The 15429-nt window shown below is 61.3% G+C and carries 13 protein-coding genes; 7 read left to right on the top strand and 6 right to left on the bottom strand.

Annotated features, from left to right (window positions below; genetic code table 11):
- Window positions 1-6: 6 nt before the first annotated feature.
- Window positions 7-3564: a PAS domain-containing hybrid sensor histidine kinase/response regulator gene (locus tag V8P77_RS29210; protein WP_335915627.1), complete on the bottom strand. Its 3558-nt coding sequence runs from the start codon at window positions 3562-3564 to the stop codon at window positions 7-9.
- Between the two features lie 205 nt (window positions 3565-3769).
- Here V8P77_RS29210 and mscL point away from each other — a divergent pair, with 205 nt between their 5' ends.
- The 5 genes from mscL (at window position 3770) to V8P77_RS29185 (ending at window position 10103) form a co-directional block, all read left to right on the top strand.
- Complete coding sequence (gene mscL, locus V8P77_RS29205; RefSeq protein WP_222028040.1) at window positions 3770-4207, top strand: large conductance mechanosensitive channel protein MscL; 438 nt, start codon at window positions 3770-3772, stop codon at window positions 4205-4207.
- A gap of 111 nt (window positions 4208-4318) precedes the next feature.
- Window positions 4319-5485 carry a pyridoxal phosphate-dependent aminotransferase gene (locus V8P77_RS29200; RefSeq protein WP_335915624.1) on the top strand — a complete coding sequence of 389 codons (1167 nt, stop codon included), beginning with the start codon at window positions 4319-4321 and terminating at the stop codon, window positions 5483-5485.
- Window positions 5486-5863: 378 nt separating this feature from the next.
- The gene (galE, locus tag V8P77_RS29195) at window positions 5864-6898 is read left to right on the top strand and encodes a UDP-glucose 4-epimerase GalE (RefSeq protein WP_335915622.1); all 1035 of its coding nucleotides are present in this window, start codon (window positions 5864-5866) and stop codon (window positions 6896-6898) included.
- Window positions 6899-7005: 107 nt separating this feature from the next.
- Window positions 7006-8967: a putative bifunctional diguanylate cyclase/phosphodiesterase gene (locus tag V8P77_RS29190; RefSeq protein WP_335915621.1), complete on the top strand. Its 1962-nt coding sequence runs from the start codon at window positions 7006-7008 to the stop codon at window positions 8965-8967.
- Between the two features lie 83 nt (window positions 8968-9050).
- Window positions 9051-10103, top strand: a complete 1053-nt coding sequence (locus V8P77_RS29185) for an enoyl-CoA hydratase/isomerase family protein (protein WP_335915620.1) — start codon at window positions 9051-9053, stop codon at window positions 10101-10103.
- A gap of 10 nt (window positions 10104-10113) precedes the next feature.
- Here V8P77_RS29185 and V8P77_RS29180 read toward each other — a convergent pair whose 3' ends face one another.
- Together V8P77_RS29180 and V8P77_RS29175 are read right to left on the bottom strand one after the other, a co-directional pair.
- Window positions 10114-12171: an ATP-dependent helicase gene (locus V8P77_RS29180; RefSeq protein ID WP_335915618.1), complete on the bottom strand. Its 2058-nt coding sequence runs from the start codon at window positions 12169-12171 to the stop codon at window positions 10114-10116.
- Between the two features lie 107 nt (window positions 12172-12278).
- Entirely contained in the window at window positions 12279-12545 is a 267-nt protein-coding gene (locus tag V8P77_RS29175; protein WP_335915616.1) for a hypothetical protein, read from the bottom strand.
- A gap of 202 nt (window positions 12546-12747) precedes the next feature.
- Here V8P77_RS29175 and V8P77_RS29170 point away from each other — a divergent pair, with 202 nt between their 5' ends.
- Window positions 12748-13008, top strand: coding sequence for a BON domain-containing protein (locus V8P77_RS29170; RefSeq protein ID WP_335915659.1), 261 nt, complete (start codon window positions 12748-12750; stop codon window positions 13006-13008).
- Between the two features lie 170 nt (window positions 13009-13178).
- The gene (locus tag V8P77_RS29165) at window positions 13179-13442 is read left to right on the top strand and encodes a hypothetical protein (RefSeq protein WP_335915614.1); all 264 of its coding nucleotides are present in this window, start codon (window positions 13179-13181) and stop codon (window positions 13440-13442) included.
- 253 nt (window positions 13443-13695) lie between these two features.
- Here V8P77_RS29165 and V8P77_RS29160 read toward each other — a convergent pair whose 3' ends face one another.
- From V8P77_RS29160 to V8P77_RS29150, 3 genes are all read right to left on the bottom strand, one after another.
- On the bottom strand, window positions 13696-13938 hold the full coding sequence (locus V8P77_RS29160; protein ID WP_131663107.1) for a DUF982 domain-containing protein: 243 nt from the start codon (window positions 13936-13938) through the stop codon (window positions 13696-13698).
- Between the two features lie 565 nt (window positions 13939-14503).
- Window positions 14504-14839, bottom strand: coding sequence for a hypothetical protein (locus V8P77_RS29155; RefSeq protein WP_335915611.1), 336 nt, complete (start codon window positions 14837-14839; stop codon window positions 14504-14506).
- Between the two features lies 1 nt (window position 14840).
- Window positions 14841-15374 carry a hypothetical protein gene (locus V8P77_RS29150; protein WP_335915609.1) on the bottom strand — a complete coding sequence of 178 codons (534 nt, stop codon included), beginning with the start codon at window positions 15372-15374 and terminating at the stop codon, window positions 14841-14843.
- Window positions 15375-15429 lie beyond the last annotated feature (55 nt).

The raw sequence follows: 15429 nt of genomic DNA, 5'->3' as shown, positions 1-15429 counted from the left end.
TTTGTGTTACTCCGCGGCGGCGCGCTTGAGGCCGGAAATCTGGGTGATATAGGCGCGCAGCGCCGCCGGCCGCACCGGCTTGTGCTGGACGGCGATGCCGTATCGCTCGGCCTCGCTGCGCACCTCCGGCGTGCGGTCTGCCGTGATCAGCAAAGCGGGGATATCGGCGCTGAACCGCCGGCGCAGATGCAGGATCGCGGCAATACCGGTGCCGTCGCCGAGATGATAATCGGCGATGACGATGTCAGGTGATCCCTCCCGGCCATCGAGGGCGGTGACCTCGGCGAGGCAATTGAGCGACTCCACCTCGCAACCCCAGCCGCTGATCAAGAGCCGCATGCCTTCGAGGATCTTCGGCTCATTGTCGATGCAGAGGATCTTCAACCCGCTCAGCGGCTGGCCGGCACGGTCGGCAGGCGCAACCGCTGCCGCAGCCGCGGCCGGGCGCGACACGTCGAGGGGCATGGCGATCCGGAATTCCGTGCCCTTGCCATGCGTCGACTGCAGCTCGACCGGATGGTTGAGCACCCGGGCGATGCGGTCGACGATCGACAGGCCGAGCCCGAGGCCGGAGGCGGTTTTCGCGCCTTCGTCCAGCCGCGCGAATTCCTTGAACACGGTGCGGAATTTCGACGGCGGAATGCCGATGCCGGAATCGATCACCTGGATGATCACCTGGTTGCCGCGCCGCCGCGCCCCGACCAGCACCTTGCCGGTAATCGTGTATTTGATGGCGTTGGAAACCAGGTTCTGCACCAGCCGGCGCAGCAGGTTGGGATCGGAGCGGACCCTGAGCGACGTCGGCATGACCACCAGCTTCAGCCGCTTTTCGCGGGCGATCGGCGCAAAGTCGGTCTGGATACGCTCCAGCAGATCGGAGAGCGCGACGGAGGCGAGCCGCGGCCGCATGGCGCCGGTATCGAGCCTGGAGATATCGAGCACCGCTCCCAGAATGGTCTCGACGGATTCCAGCGCGGAATCGATGTTGCGCACGATCGGGCTGTTGTCGGATTGCGCCATGCGCTCGACCAATGCCGAGGAATAGAGCCGGGCGGCATTGAGCGGCTGCAGGATATCGTGGCCGGCGGCGGCGAAAAAGCGTGTCTTGCCGATATTCGCCTCGTCGGCGGCGGCGCGCGCCTCGCCGAGTTCGCGGTTGACGCGGGTAAGCTCGGCCGTGCGTTCGGCGACACGCTGTTCCAGCGTCTCATTCGCCTGTTTCAGCGCTTTGTCGGCACTCACGCGCTGGGTGATGTCGGTGAAGGTGGCGACGATGCCCTTGTCGGGCATGGCGTTGGAGCGCACCTCGATGATCCGCTCGCCGCCGCCGAGCACCAGCGAAAAGGGTTTGTCGAGCGTCAGGAAATGCCGCACAGTCTGGCTGAGATCGCCGGGCGCGATATCGCCGCGCTGGCTGAGCGTGGTGACGATTTCGGACAAGGGAAAACCGACCTGGCCGGCACTTTCCGGCAGATCCAGCAATTGCCGGAAACGCCGGTTCCAGATCGTCAGCCGGTTGGAACTGTCGAAGACGGCAATGCCCTGGTCCATCTGCGAAAGCGCTGTCTGCAGCATGTCCTGGTTATATTGCAGCGCCTCACTCGCCTGGTCGAGCAGCCAGGCAGTGTCGGAAGAGGCATCCTCGATCTTCTGCAGGATCAATGACAGCACCAGCCGGGCCGAGGACGAGCCGATGGCGCTGCCGAGCAGCTGTTCGCTGAAGTGGATGAGCGCCATGTCGGCCGGCTGCTCGTCTTCGAGCTTACGGCCGGAGCTTTGTTCGTAGGTCGTGAGCGAGCGCTGCATGCGCTCTTCGCCGAGATAGCGCGAGATCGCCGCCTTGAGATCGCCCACGCTGATGCGGGTCTTCCAGCCGCGCGTGGCAAATTGCGAACGCGAATGCCGCTTGACGAAAATGCCGGCCTGGATGCGCTCCAGCGGCTTGGCGTTGCGGGTGAGCGAGCCGACGACGAAGAAGGCGGTGTTGACGAGCAGGCTCATCGCCGTCGCATTGACCAGCGGATCGGCGTCGGCTGCGGTGAACAACGTCGTTCCGGGAAAGATGAAGCCGAGCACGGCGCTCGCCACATAGGAATAATCGGGGCCGCCGAGCGAGGGCAGGAACAGCAGGTAGATCCAGATGACGAAGCCGGAGGTAAGCCCGAGGATCGCGCCGCGCGCATTCGCCCGCCGCCAGATCAGCCCGCCGAAAAGCGCTGGGGCGATTTGCGCGATCGCTGCAAAGGAAAGAAGGCCGATCGAGGCAAGGCCGGCGGTGCTGTCGGTCGAGCGGTAATAGGCATAACCGAACAGCAGCACGGCGAAAATGGCACTGCGCCGGATGTTCAGCAGCGTCTTGGCGAAATTGTCGCGCTGGCCGGCGCGACCGGCGAGTTTGCGCCTGAGGAAGATCGGCATGATGATGTCGTTCGACACCATGATCGACAGTGCGACGGAATCGACGATGACCATCGCCGTCGCGGCGGAGAAACCGCCGATGAAGATGATCAGCGAAATGACGGGCATCTGGCCGGCAAGCGGCAGCGACAGCATGTAGAAATCGGCATTGCCGGTGCCGCCGAAGGTCAAAAGCCCGCCGATCGCCACCGGCAGCACGAAGAGATTGATGGCGATGAGATAGGTGGGAAACAGGAAACCTGCGAGTTTCAGCTGTTTCGGGGTTCGGTTTTCGACAACCGTCACATGGAATTGCCGCGGCAGCAGGATGATCGCAAACGCCGACAAGATGATCAGGGTGATCCAGCGGCTGATCGGCGTATGGTAGCTGAGCGCCGACATGACCAGCTCATTGTCGACGGTCCTGCGCCAGAGATCGGTCGGACCGTCGAATAGAAACCAGACGACGCAGACGCCGGCCGTCAGGAAGGCGACGAGTTTGACCACGGATTCCATCGAGACGGCGAGGATGAGGCCATCCTGATGTTCCGTCGCATCGGTATGCCGCGTGCCGAACATGATGGCGAAGCAGGCAAGCACCAGCGTTGCGGCGAGCGGCAGGTCGAGGAAATAGAGGTTGCCGCTGCCGATGCCGTAATCGGAAGGATTGACCATGGCGCTGACGGTGCTGGAGATCGCCTTGAGCTGCAGCGCGATATAAGGAATGGCGCCGATCAGCGAGATCAGTGCGACGATCGTTGCGACCGTCGGGTTCTTGCCGTAGCGCGCGGCAACGAAATCGGCGACCGAGGTGAGCTTCTCCGCCTTGGCGAGTTCGATGATGCGGCGAAGCAGCGGCATGCCGAGGGTAAAGACCAGGATCGGGCCGATATAGATGCCGGCAAACTCCAAACCGCGCTGCGCGGCAAGCCCGACGCTGCCGAAATAGGTCCAGGAGGTGCAGTAGATCGCAAGGCTCAGCGCATAGACCACCGGCCATCCGCCCAGCGTGCCCGGGCCGTCTTGCCGCGTGCCCTGGCCGCGGTCGAGCGTGCCCGGGCCGAGCGTGCCCTGGCTGCGGTTCTTGCGGTCGCCATAGCTTGCCACGGCGAAAAGCAGGAGCAGATAGCCGAAGGCAGACGCGAATATGACCCAGCCTGGAAGCATTGACCCTCCGCCGGCAGAAAACCCGCCGGACCTCCCGCACATGGCCAGCTTAAGTCATTTCAGGCGCTTTGAAAATTCCTGGCCGTCTAGGCCTTAAGTCAAAGACCGCAGGGGAGGTATTGCCGAATAATTGCGATTGCCGATTGATTAATTGCAATGAAGATGTAGCTAATAAAAACAATTGTATCAGAGGGAGACGGATCCGATGCTCAATGAGTTCAAGGCCTTTATCGCCCGCGGCAATGTCATGGATCTTGCAGTCGGCGTTATCATCGGCGGCGCCTTCGGCGGCATCGTCAAATCTTTGGTGGATGACCTCATCATGCCGATCGTCGGCGCCATTTTCGGCGGCTTCGATTTTTCGAATTACTTCCTCCCACTCTCGTCGGCCGTCAACGCGCAGTCGCTCGCCGCCGCCCGCGCCCAGGGAGCGGTCTTTGCCTATGGCAGCTTCCTCACGGTGCTCATCAACTTTCTCATTCTCGCCTGGATCATCTTTCTGATGGTCAAGGGCGTGAACACCCTGCGTGCCCAGGTCGAGCGCCAGGAAAAGGCGGCACCGGAAGAGCTGCCCCCGCCGCCTGCAGACGTTCAGCTGCTGACGGAAATCCGCGATCTTCTCGCCACGCGCCCGACGGCTTGATCCCGTCCGCTCCGGCCGGGCTCATTCATCATCAAAATCGATATGCCATCACTGGATATCATGAGATTTGCCGGCGCAAATCCGCTATGAAGGCGGAAACCGGAGATATGCATGTCGATCGTCAGCAGCCTCAGCCCGCGCGCCCTGGCGGCGCCCGAAAGCGGGATCGTCGAACTCGTCAACTATGCCCGTGGCCGCGAAGGCCTGCTGCCGCTCTGGGTGGGTGAGGGCGATCTGCCGACGCCTGATTTCATCAGCAAAGCGGCGATGGATGCGCTTGCCGCCGGCGAGACCTTTTACACCTGGCAGCGCGGCATTCCGGAGCTTCGCCAGGCGCTGTCCGATTATTACGACAGACATTTCGGAATCCGGCTTCCGGTCGAGCATTTCTACGTCACCGGTTCCGGCATGCAGGCGATCCAGATCGCCGTGCAGGCGCTGACCTCGCCGGGCGACGAACTGGTTTACCTCTCGCCTTCCTGGCCGAACATTGCCGCCGCCCTCGAGATAGCAGGTGCGCGTTCGCTCAGTGTCGAGCTGCAGTTCGAAGGCGGCAAATGGGCGGTCGATCTTGACCGCATCGAAACCGCCATCACCCCGAAGACCAAGGGCATCTTCATCAACACGCCGTCGAACCCGACGGGCTGGACGGCAACGAAACAGGATCTTGGCAATATCCTGGCGCTTGCCCGCAAGCACGACCTCTGGATCCTGGCGGATGAAATCTACGCCCGCTACTCCTTTGCCGGCGGCCGCGCGCCCTCTTTCCTCGATGTGATGGACGAGGGCGACAAGATCATCTTCGTCAATTCCTTCTCGAAGAACTGGTCGATGACCGGCTGGCGCGTCGGCTGGATCGTCGCACCGCCTGAAATGGGCCAGGTGCTCGAAAACCTCATCCAGTATTCGACATCGGGTGTGGCGCAGTTCATGCAGAAGGGCGCCGTCGCAGCCCTTGATCAAGGCGACGATTTCGTCGCTGCCAATATTGCCAAGGCGGCCCGCTCCCGCGATATCCTCTGCGATGCGCTTGTCGCTACCAACCGCGTCGAGACGCTGAAACCGGATGGCGCGATCTACGCCTTCCTGAAGATCGATGGCGTCGCCGACAGCCGCAGGGCAGCGCTCGACATCGTCGACAAGACAGGCGTCGGCCTTGCTCCCGGCACCGCTTTCGGACCGGGCGGCGAACTCTTCTTGCGCGCCTGTTTCCTGCGCGACCCCGCGCAGGTGGCGATCGCCGCCGAGCGCCTCTGCGACTATATTCTCAAGCGTTGACATCAGCGTCATCCACGGCCCAGGAGATCGGCGAGGGCTGCCCCTCACCCTAACCCTCTCCCCGTAAACGGGGCGAGGGGACGTGCCCTGCGAGAGGGAAGCGAGAAACGGAGAGGTTGCGGCGATCCCCCTTCGCCCCGCGAGCGGGGAGAAGGGGCCGGCAGGCGGATGAGGGGCTGCCATCAGCCGCGAATGTCGCGATTTTGTGCCGAAATCGCCGGATCGATAAAACTCTAGCAAAGCCCGAAATCGGCCTCTAACCACGACTCCAAACATACAAGTTCAAAGGCCTTCCAAAGGCCGTTCGATAAGAAAATTGGAAAGAAAAACCGGCGCCTGATGCCTCTGCTTATAAAAACGAAAGCAGGGATGCGGGACATGGCGATTTTGGTGACGGGCGGGGCCGGTTATATCGGCAGTCACATGGTTTGGGCGCTGCTCGATGCGGGCGAGGATGTGGTCGTCCTCGACCGCCTCTCCACGGGCTTTCGCTGGGCCGTGGCGCCGGCGGCGCGTTTCTATCTCGGCGACGTTGCCGATCCCGATATATTGAAAAAGGTCTTCATCGAAAACGACATCGAGGCGATCATCCATTTCGCCGGCTCCGCCGTCGTCCCGGTCTCGGTCGCCGATCCGCTCTCCTATTACGACAACAATTCCGGCAAGACCCGGGCGCTGCTGAGCGCTTCGGTCAAGGCCGGTATCCGCAACTTCGTCTTCTCCTCGACGGCGGCCGTCTACGGCCAGCAAAAGACGGATCTGCCGGTGAAGGAGACGGCCCCCCTCAATCCGGAAAATCCCTACGGGCAGTCGAAGCTGATGACCGAATTCATGCTGCGCGATGCCGCCGCCGCCTATGATTTCAACTATGTCGCGCTTCGCTATTTCAACGTCGCCGGCGCCGACCCGCACCACCGTGCCGGCCAGTCGACCTCAGGCGCCACGCACCTCATCAAGGTCGCCTGCGAGGCCGCACTCGGCAGGCGCGACAGCGTCAATGTCTACGGCATCGACTATCCCACCCATGACGGCACCGGCGTGCGCGACTACATCCATGTCAGCGATCTCACGGATGCACATCTGAAAGCGCTGCAGCACCTGCGCAGGGACAAGGGTTCGCTCGTCGCCAATTGCGGTTATGGCAGCGGCTATTCCGTGCTCGACGTGTTGAACATGGTCACCCGCCTGCACGGGCATTCCTTCAAGATCCACATGGCGCCGCGCCGCGCCGGCGATTCCGCAAGCGTCGTCGCCGACGCTTCGCTCGCCCGGCAGGTGCTCGACTGGAAGCCCAGATACGATTCGCTGGAAACCATCGTCCAGAGCTCACTCGATTGGGAACTGTTCCTATCGAACAAGAATGTCGACGACCTGCACAGCATCCACCGGGCACTCGCCGCCGCTTCTTTCTGATGCAGGAGCCTGTTTACCATCCCGCGCCTGCGGGGGTCTGTATGCCGCGACGTGAATAAGGAAAAATCAAGCTTTCCTGGCTGGCTCGGGCCGACGGAAAAGAGAAGATGAAGAGCTTTCTCGCCTCATTGAAGCTGCAAAAAGACAATCCGACGCTTCTGACGGCGCAGTTCCGGGCCCTGTCGTCGCAGATCCCCATTCTCTATGTCCTGCTGATCATCAACGCCCTTGCGGTGGCAATCACCCACCTCAAATCCGCCCCCCTTTGGCTCTCGCTCTACATTCCCGTGGCCTTGAGCGTCGTCTGTGTCTTCCGTCTCTGCTGGTGGGAGATCCGCGGCAAGGAAAACGTCACCGCCGAGCGGGCCCACAGGCTGATGAAGGTGACGATATCAGGCGCCGGCATCCTCGCCGTCGCTTTCGGCGGCTGGGCGATCGCGCTTTACCAATATGGCGATGCTTCCCAGCAGGGTCAGATTGCCTATTTTCTCGTCGTGACGGGCATTTCCTGCATCTTTTGCCTGATGCACCTGCCGATGGCAGCGGCGCTGACCACGGTCATCACCTTCGCGGCCATGGTCGCGACCTTCTTGTTCTCGGGCAATCCCGTTTTCGTCGCGACCGCCGTCAGCGGCCTCTTCCTGATCCTGCCCTTCCTCAGGGTGATCAACAGCTATTTCCAGAATTTCGTCGGTCTCGTGCAATTGACCGAGGAACTGAAGCAGAAGCAGGCGGAAGCCGAGGAGCTGAACCTCGTCAACAGCCGCAATGCGCTGCATGACCAGCTGACCGGCCTTGCCAATCGGCGCAGCTTCTTTCTCTCGCTGGAAAAACGGCTGCAGAAGAATCCGTCCTCGCCGCCCGTCCTCGGCATTCTCGATCTCGATGGCTTCAAGCCTGTCAACGACGTCTTCGGCCATGCCGCCGGCGATCTCGTTCTCAGGGAGACGGCCCGCCGCTTCGTCGCGCTGGTCGGCGAAGAGGGCATCGTCTCCCGTCTCGGCGGCGATGAGTTCGGGATCATCTTCCCCTGCTCGATGACACGCCAGGCGATCGCCGATCTCGGCCAGGCGCTCTGTGCAGCCGTCCGCGATCCTTTCGAAATCCCCGACGGCTCGGTCCGCGTCTTCGGTTCCTGCGGCATCGTCTACCCCGATATCGGCACATACACCGCCGAGGATCTCTACGAGAAAGCGGATTTCGCCCTCTACCAGGTCAAGAGCAAGCGCAGCAGCGGCGTCGAATTCTTTTCAGCCGAGCACGAGAAGATCCTGACGCAGCGCCACCTGATCGAACTCGAACTGCAGGCAAATGATTTCGCCAAGGAATTGAAACTCGATTATCAGCCGATCGTCGAATTGAGAAGCGGCCGCGTCGTCGCTTACGAGGCGCTCGCCCGCTGGGACAGCGCCCGCTTCGGCCGCATCAGCCCAGACGCCTTCATCCCGGCGGCCGAGCGCACGGCTGTCATCGGCCGCATGACGCGCGTCCTTTTCGCCAAGGCGCTCGAAGGGCTGGCGATCATTCCACGGCATCTCCGGCTGTCCTTCAATCTCTCGGCGCGCGATATCTGCGACCACGAGACCTCGATGGCGCTGCTTGCCATGATCACCCGCTCCGGCATCGATCCCAGGCGTATCGAATTCGAGATCACCGAGACCGCACTGCTCTCCGATTTCGACACCGCCGACCAGGTGATCACTATGCTGCGCGCCGCCGGCATTTCGATTGCGTTGGACGATTTCGGCACCGGCTATTCGAGCCTCAGCCATATTCATCGTCTCGGCTTCGACAAGCTGAAGATCGACAAGTCCTTCGTGATGAATTTCGATCGCGACGCCCGTTGCATGAACATCACCCGCTCGGTCGCCAATCTCTGCCAGAATCTCGGAATCGCCTCCGTCGCCGAAGGCGTCGAAAGCGAAGAGATCGCCGAGGGATTGAAGGCGATGGGCGTTCGTCTGGCGCAGGGCTATCATTTCTCGCGGCCGCTGCCGCTCGAACTTGCCATCGATTACGCCGCAAGGTGCGAGGCCGTTGCCTCCGCCCGTAATTCGCTGTCTGCCTGAACGATCGATCTCGATCCGCCGCAAATCGACTGGAGTGATGCTTCACCGTCGTCTATTCATGGTCTCAACAGATGAGGTGGACCATGCAAGACGGCGAAGTCATCATTGAGCGGCGAGGGACTGCTGCTATCATCCGCCTCAACCGGCCGCGGGCGCTGAACAGCCTGACCCTGCCGATGATCCGGGCGATCACTGCGGCCCTTCACGACTTTGCCGGTGATCCCGAGTTGGCGAGCGTCGTGGCGACGGGAGAGGGCGAACGCGGCTTCTGTGCCGGCGGCGATATCCGCGCCCTGCATGAGAGCGCACGCGCCGGCGATGGCCTAGCGGCAAGCTTCTGGCGCGAGGAATTCCGCCTCAACCATCTGATTGCCTCCTATCCCAAACCCTATGTCGCGCTGATGGACGGCATCACCATGGGCGGCGGCGTCGGCCTGTCTTCGCACGGCCGCCACCGCATCGTCACCGAGCGCACACGGCTTGCCATGCCCGAAACCGGCATCGGCTATGTCCCGGATGTCGGCGCCACCTGGCTTCTGCCGCGCGGCCCCGGCGAGGCCGGAACATGGCTCGGCCTGACAGGGCTCGATATTGGTGCTGCCGATGCGATCCACGCCCGCTTGGCCGACCTTCAGATCGCTTCGTCGCGGCTCGGCGAGGTGATCGATGCTCTCTCCGGCCTGCCGCGCGCCAGCTCATCCGGCGATGTCGATGCCGTGCTGCAGGCGCTTTCTGAGCCTCAGGGAGAAAGCCGGCTCAGGCAGAACGCGGCGATGATCGATCGCGCATTTGGTTTCGACAGCGTCGAGGAGATCCTGGCAGTACTCGCAGAAGAGGAAGACGAATTCGCCGCCGAGACACACCGGGTGCTGCTGACACGTTCACCGACCAGCTTGAAGCTCGCTTTGTGGCTGCTGAGAGCCGGCCGCCGCAGTACCTCGCTTGCCGAATGCCTCGGCCGTGAACTCGGCGTCTGTCTGCAGATGCTGGATAATCCCGATTTCTTCGAGGGTATTCGCGCCGCCGTCATCGACAAGGATCGTAATCCGAAATGGTCGCCGGCGTCAGTCGAGGCTGTGGAGTCAGCAAGGGTCGAGCATTTCCTGAAACCGGCCGAACCGCCGCTTTCACTCTGAACGCTCCAGCCTATCGCCACATGCCGCGCATGCGGGCGCCGACGTCGATGCGCACCTGCCGCGCCTGCGCTTGAGCGGCCTCCGATTTTCCCTGCGGCCAGCTGCAAGCTTCGAAGAACTGCAGCAGCGTCGCGGGAATGAAGCGGCTGCGTGAGGCATAGACATGCCGGTCGCCCTGCGAATTCTGCCCATAGGTGAAGAAGCGTTGCGGCACGACAAGGTCGAGACCATCCCTGGCACGCGTCATGGCGACATAGAGCAGGCGGCGTTCCTCTTCGATTTCGGCGGTGGTGCCGACGGCAAGATCGCTCGGTATGCAGCCCTCGACGACATTCAGCATGAAGACTTTCGTCCATTCCTGGCCCTTGGCGGAATGGATCGTCGACAGGATGAGATAGTCTTCGTCGAGAAGCGGCACGCCCGCCTGGTCGCTGGTCGCGTCCGGCGGATCGAGCGTTAGCTCGGTGAGAAAGCGCTCGCGCGAGGCATAACCGCTAGCGATCTGCTCGAGCTGCAGCAGGTCGGCCTGCCGCGTCGCTGCGTCCTCGTGCAGCCGTTCCAGATGCGGCGCGTACCATTGCCGTGCCAGGCCGATTTCCGCCGGCCAGCCGGCCTTGCCGGATTTCAGCTCCTGCAGCATCGAAACGAACATTGTCCAGTCCTCGCCGGAGCGCGGCGGTGCCGGCATGGCGCCAAGAGCAGTAATCGGGCTGGCATCCTCGGCCATCAGATCGAGCGTCTTCTGCGCCGTCGACGGCCCGACGCCCGGCAGGATCTGCATCAGCCGGAAGCCCGCCACCCGGTCGCGCGGGTTCTGCGCGAAGCGAAGGGCGGCCAGCATGTCCTTCACATGCGCGCTGTCGAGAAACTTCAGCCCGCCGAACTTGACGAAGGGGATGTTGCGCCGGGTCAGCTCGACCTCCAGCGGCCCGCTGTGATGCGAGGCGCGGAAGAGCACGGCTTGCTGCTTGAGCGTGAGGCCTTCCTCGCGATTGTCGAGCACCATGTCGGTGATGTAGCGCGCCTGCTCGGCCTCGTCGCGCACAGTGACGAGGCGCGGCCGCTCGGACGATTGCCGCTCGGTCCAGAGGTTCTTGGTGAAGCGCTCCGAGGCGAGATCGATGACGGCGTTAGCGGCGGCGAGGATCGGCTGCGTCGAGCGGTAGTTGCGGTCGAGCGTGACGATATTGGCGGCCGGGCTGAAGGCGGCGGGAAAATCGAGGATGTTGCGCACCGTCGCGGCACGGAAGGAATAGATAGACTGCGCATCGTCGCCGACGACGGTCAGCCCCTGGCCTTGGGGCTTCAGCGCCAGCAGGATCGAGGCCTGTAACCGGTTGGTATCCTGATATTCGTCGACCAGCACATGGTCGAAGCGGCTGCCGATATCCTCGGCAATCATCGCTTCGCCGACCATCTGCGCCCAGTAGAGCAGCAGATCGTCGTAATCGAGCACGTTCTGGCTCTGCTTGGCCTCGACATAACAGGCGAAAAGTTCGCGCAGCTGTTTCTCCCAGGTTGCGCACCAGGGAAAGACGTCGCGCAGCACGAGGTCCAGCGCGGTTTCCGAATTCACAGCCCTGGAATAGATGGCAAGGCAGGTGCCTTTGGTCGGAAAACGGCTTTCCGTCTTCGAGAAGCCGAGGTCATGCCGGATCAGGTTCATCAGATCGGCGCTGTCTTCGCGGTCGTGGATGGTAAACCCAGGATCGAGACCGATCTGCTCCGCATAATCGCGCAACAGCCGCGCGCCGATGCCGTGGAAGGTGCCGGTCCAGGAAAGCGCATCCGCCATGACGCCGGCATTCGAACCAAGCACGTCGCGGCAGATGCGCTCGACACGCCGCGCCATCTCGGCTGCTGCCCGACGCGAAAAGGTCATCAGCAGGATGCGGCGGGGATCAGCGCCTTTGACGATGAGATGGGCGACGCGATGCGCCAAGGTATTCGTCTTGCCCGAGCCGGCGCCGGCAATGACCAGCAGCGGCCCGGCAATATGGCTGCCGTCGATGAGCGTGCCGTGCTCGACGGCCATGCGCTGCTGCGGATTGAGCTTTTCGAGATACATCCAGCCGTCCGGTTGGGCTCCCGCAGAATCACTGCGGAAAGATTAGATGTTCCTTGAATGTTCGCGATTGCGGCCTCTGTCAAGCGCTGCGGCGCGCGAGCAACATCTCAGTCGGGGAAATCCGGACCGATCTCGCGCCGCACCAGCTTCAGGCTGCTGTCGGGCTGAAGGATATAGGTTTCCTCCACGCGCTGGCCCGTCCCGTTGTAGAACTGGTTGTAGACGGCGCTGCCGACCGGCGACTTGGTGAGCTTCGTTCGCGGCTGGCCGCCATACGTAATGCTGCCGGGAATGGGTTCCAGCGCTGGCGCATCGGCCGAGGAGCAGCCGGCAAGCATTGCCCCGGCAAACAAGGCGGACAGAAGCGCTTTCATCGTCATCATCCCTCTTTTGACTGCAGCCAGATATGGAAGCCGCGGCGCCTTTCGCCAAGGGTAGCCCATGCCACCGCGCAGGTATCGCTGTCGAGCAGGCTCTTCTTTTCCGGGGGACGCAACGAAGTGCGTCGCTGTCGCGTTAACAGACATCAACCAACATCAGGAAACGTTCACGGTGCTCGGCTTTCCAGCATTCACGGTGCTCGGCTTTCCAGCATTCACGGGGCATGACGAGCCCGACCGGCAGGGCCACAGCGATGCCGCGACGCGCGCCTCGGTGGAGAGCGCCCTTCATGCGGCCGCCGACATCGAAGCCGGCGAAATCACCGTCAGCATATCGGGCTCCTATACCATCTTGGAGGGTGTCGTGCGCCGGCGGGGCGACGTCGAGCGGGCGATCGAGATCGCCGAGGGCGTCGTCGGCCGGGGCTATGTGCGTGCTCGCTTGCTGCGACGCTAATGCATGTCGCCTAAAAGTGTGCAGCGGTTTTGGGACAGCGACATCCATCAAATAAAAGGCCGGCGAAGGAAACGCTACGCCGGCTCGCGCTCATCTCTTTGCGATGCATGAAGGGAACCAAACTGCTCTCTCGCGTGTTGAAAGGCCGGACCTAAACGCTGGAGACTCTCATGCAGTTGCTTCCTCGCCTCTGGGCAACGACCTTGATCGTGGGTTGCGGTGTCTTTGCCGGCTCCGCCCACGGCTCGCTGGAAACCGGCACGAATTATTCCGCTTTGCCGAAGGACCAGATCGCCCTCAACGAATATACCGGGACCGTCGCCTGCGAGCCGATAGAACCGGACTATCTCCCGTCCTTCATCCGCGCGGCGGACGGCACGATCATCGGCGTCGGTTATGTCGAGATCGAGAATGAGAGCGGCGCGGATTGCTGAAAAAAGGCGGTCCTGCTCGGACGAGGCTCGCCTGCGTTTCCGCAGAGGGTACGAGCCTCTAACCATCATCATGATGGCTGGTCATCTTCTATTGATGCACCTGTATCGGGCGCAACGCCCTTTGCACCAAAACCCGGCACGCACTTGTTGCAGGGTTAAACCAAAATTAAAGCCCAAAATTAAAGCATTGTCCCGTTCCGGCACGCTTGCGCGCCCAGAAGGCGAAAATCGCCCGAAATTCCTTGCCGAAGTGCTAATGCAGCTTCAGCTTCGCCTCTTCGGCCGCCGCCAGAAACTCGGCTCTCGCTTCTTCCAGGCTCTTGCGCCCATCGAGCGCTGCCCGGCAGGCGCTGCGGGCCTTGATATAACGAAGCCCACGCATACTCGGCCACAGATCCGCCAGGCACTTCAGCGCATCGAACGGCCCATTGACCGTTCGCGCATCGGCACCTTCGAAACCAACCTTGACCGGGCTGTTCCATCTTTCAGTTGCCATCGACGCTCCTCCACGATTTTCGACAGTAACGAATGCAGCATCTCCCAGTTCCTCCAGGGAGACTTTGCGATAGTTACTCTAGCGTGATTTTTGCCGTCAGCAATGGTGGATCGGTTGCGGCTGGTGAGGCGAAATGACAGCTTGCGTAATGCGAACGATGCGCCAAGAGGAATTTTTAGAAGCCACAACCAAGTCATGTGGCGCCGGCACGGTATCATCGCTACCATGCTCCGCAAGCGGAGAGGCTCAAAATGGGTTTAGGTCGAAATCTGATCCAGGCTGCTTTCTCTGTGGGGCGCTGGCAATGCCGACCGTCGCCCGCGGGCGAGAGATTATCCGCTGAAAACGCTCTCCTAGCGCATATATCGATCGAAACCGTCCTAAGACTACAGCGGGAATATTTACGAACTGGGCTCAGCGCGCCTCGCCGTGCACTGTGACGCAAAATGAGACCTGAAGCGACCTGATTGTGTCCCCTTGTGCAGTCGATCTCTATGCGGGCTGCCATTGTGCAAGCGTCCCGCCGTACGCTCAGTCTGATCGCGTTGCCATTGTGGAGAGATTCTTACTTCATCAGCTTCGCAAGCTCTCCTTCCAAATCAGCAATAACTTCATCCACATTAAGATAGGAGCGGCGAGCACCCTCAAACACTGCTTCCAGCAGCCCGAACTTTGAACCGTATTGCGAAGCCCGAGCGGTATCCATCACTTTGGAACCTCTTAACAGTTGAACAGTATACCCTGACGTATCATCGTCATTATCTTGCCACTGCCAGATGCGGACTAAGAAGGGCCCGATCTGCGCCTCGTAGCTTTCCGGCATGTCGTAATCTTTCCAATGCAACTTGCCGTCTGCGGTCGCCTCTTGCACCGTTGGAAGTATGTCGTCGATCGTACGCACACTATGCCTCCGCTCTCGAATTCATTGATTGTTTTTCAAGTTCATTGAGCTGTTCAAGCAGTCCAAGAATGGCTTTATTAAGCCGGCTTGGCCTGTAGCTTGAATCCTGCTGATTTGCCAATGATAGCTGTTTCTCAATGGCGCTCATAGCAACGTGAGCCGCCTCCGGAACTTTGGCCTTTGAGTGATGAGCCTGCAAAATTGTCCGCTTCACCGTTACATAGTAGGTGTGCGCTTCCCCGAAATGCTTGTGCTGCACCATAAAATGTAATGTTGCGAGCTGGCCGCTGGCATATGACGCGTTAGAAAGATTGATCTTCGAACTCAAGGCCGAAACGGCCTTAGCAGCAGCATCCGCTGCCGTCTTAGCCGAGTCAGCAGCAATCTTGGCTCCAGCGGCCGCATTTCTCGCCATCCTCGTTTGCCGAAAAACGCTAGGTAGACCTATCAAGGCAGTTATTGCACCTACCCAAGTGCCAACGGCAGACCCGTTAGGGCCAGTTATCCAGTTCCAAATGATAGTCGCATTTTCCATGCGAGACTCCGCAAAACTTTCTGAAGAAACCGGCGGCAGGGTGCAGGCTCAACAT

Origin of the sequence: Rhizobium aouanii (genome assembly GCF_037002925.1) — a bacterium.
Taxonomy (GTDB): Bacteria; Pseudomonadota; Alphaproteobacteria; order Rhizobiales; family Rhizobiaceae; genus Rhizobium; species Rhizobium aouanii.
Note: the sequence above shows the minus strand (reverse complement) of the source record. Positions and strands in the feature narration are given on the sequence as shown.

Bases quoted from the DNA above. Each gene is read 5' to 3' on its own strand.
- V8P77_RS29160 (WP_131663107.1), bottom strand. From the start codon at position 13,938: ATGGCAACTGAAAGATGGAACAGCCCGGTCAAGGTTGGTTTCGAAGGT.
- V8P77_RS29210 (WP_335915627.1), bottom strand. From the start codon at position 3,564: ATGCTTCCAGGCTGGGTCATATTCGCGTCTGCCTTCGGCTATCTGCTC.
- V8P77_RS29180 (WP_335915618.1), bottom strand. From the start codon at position 12,171: ATGTATCTCGAAAAGCTCAATCCGCAGCAGCGCATGGCCGTCGAGCAC.
- V8P77_RS29165 (WP_335915614.1), top strand. From the start codon at position 13,179: ATGCAGTTGCTTCCTCGCCTCTGGGCAACGACCTTGATCGTGGGTTGC.
- mscL (WP_222028040.1), top strand. From the start codon at position 3,770: ATGCTCAATGAGTTCAAGGCCTTTATCGCCCGCGGCAATGTCATGGAT.
- V8P77_RS29190 (WP_335915621.1), top strand. From the start codon at position 7,006: ATGAAGAGCTTTCTCGCCTCATTGAAGCTGCAAAAAGACAATCCGACG.
- V8P77_RS29175 (WP_335915616.1), bottom strand. From the start codon at position 12,545: ATGAAAGCGCTTCTGTCCGCCTTGTTTGCCGGGGCAATGCTTGCCGGC.
- galE (WP_335915622.1), top strand. From the start codon at position 5,864: ATGGCGATTTTGGTGACGGGCGGGGCCGGTTATATCGGCAGTCACATG.
- V8P77_RS29185 (WP_335915620.1), top strand. From the start codon at position 9,051: ATGCAAGACGGCGAAGTCATCATTGAGCGGCGAGGGACTGCTGCTATC.
- V8P77_RS29200 (WP_335915624.1), top strand. From the start codon at position 4,319: ATGTCGATCGTCAGCAGCCTCAGCCCGCGCGCCCTGGCGGCGCCCGAA.
- V8P77_RS29150 (WP_335915609.1), bottom strand. From the start codon at position 15,374: ATGGAAAATGCGACTATCATTTGGAACTGGATAACTGGCCCTAACGGG.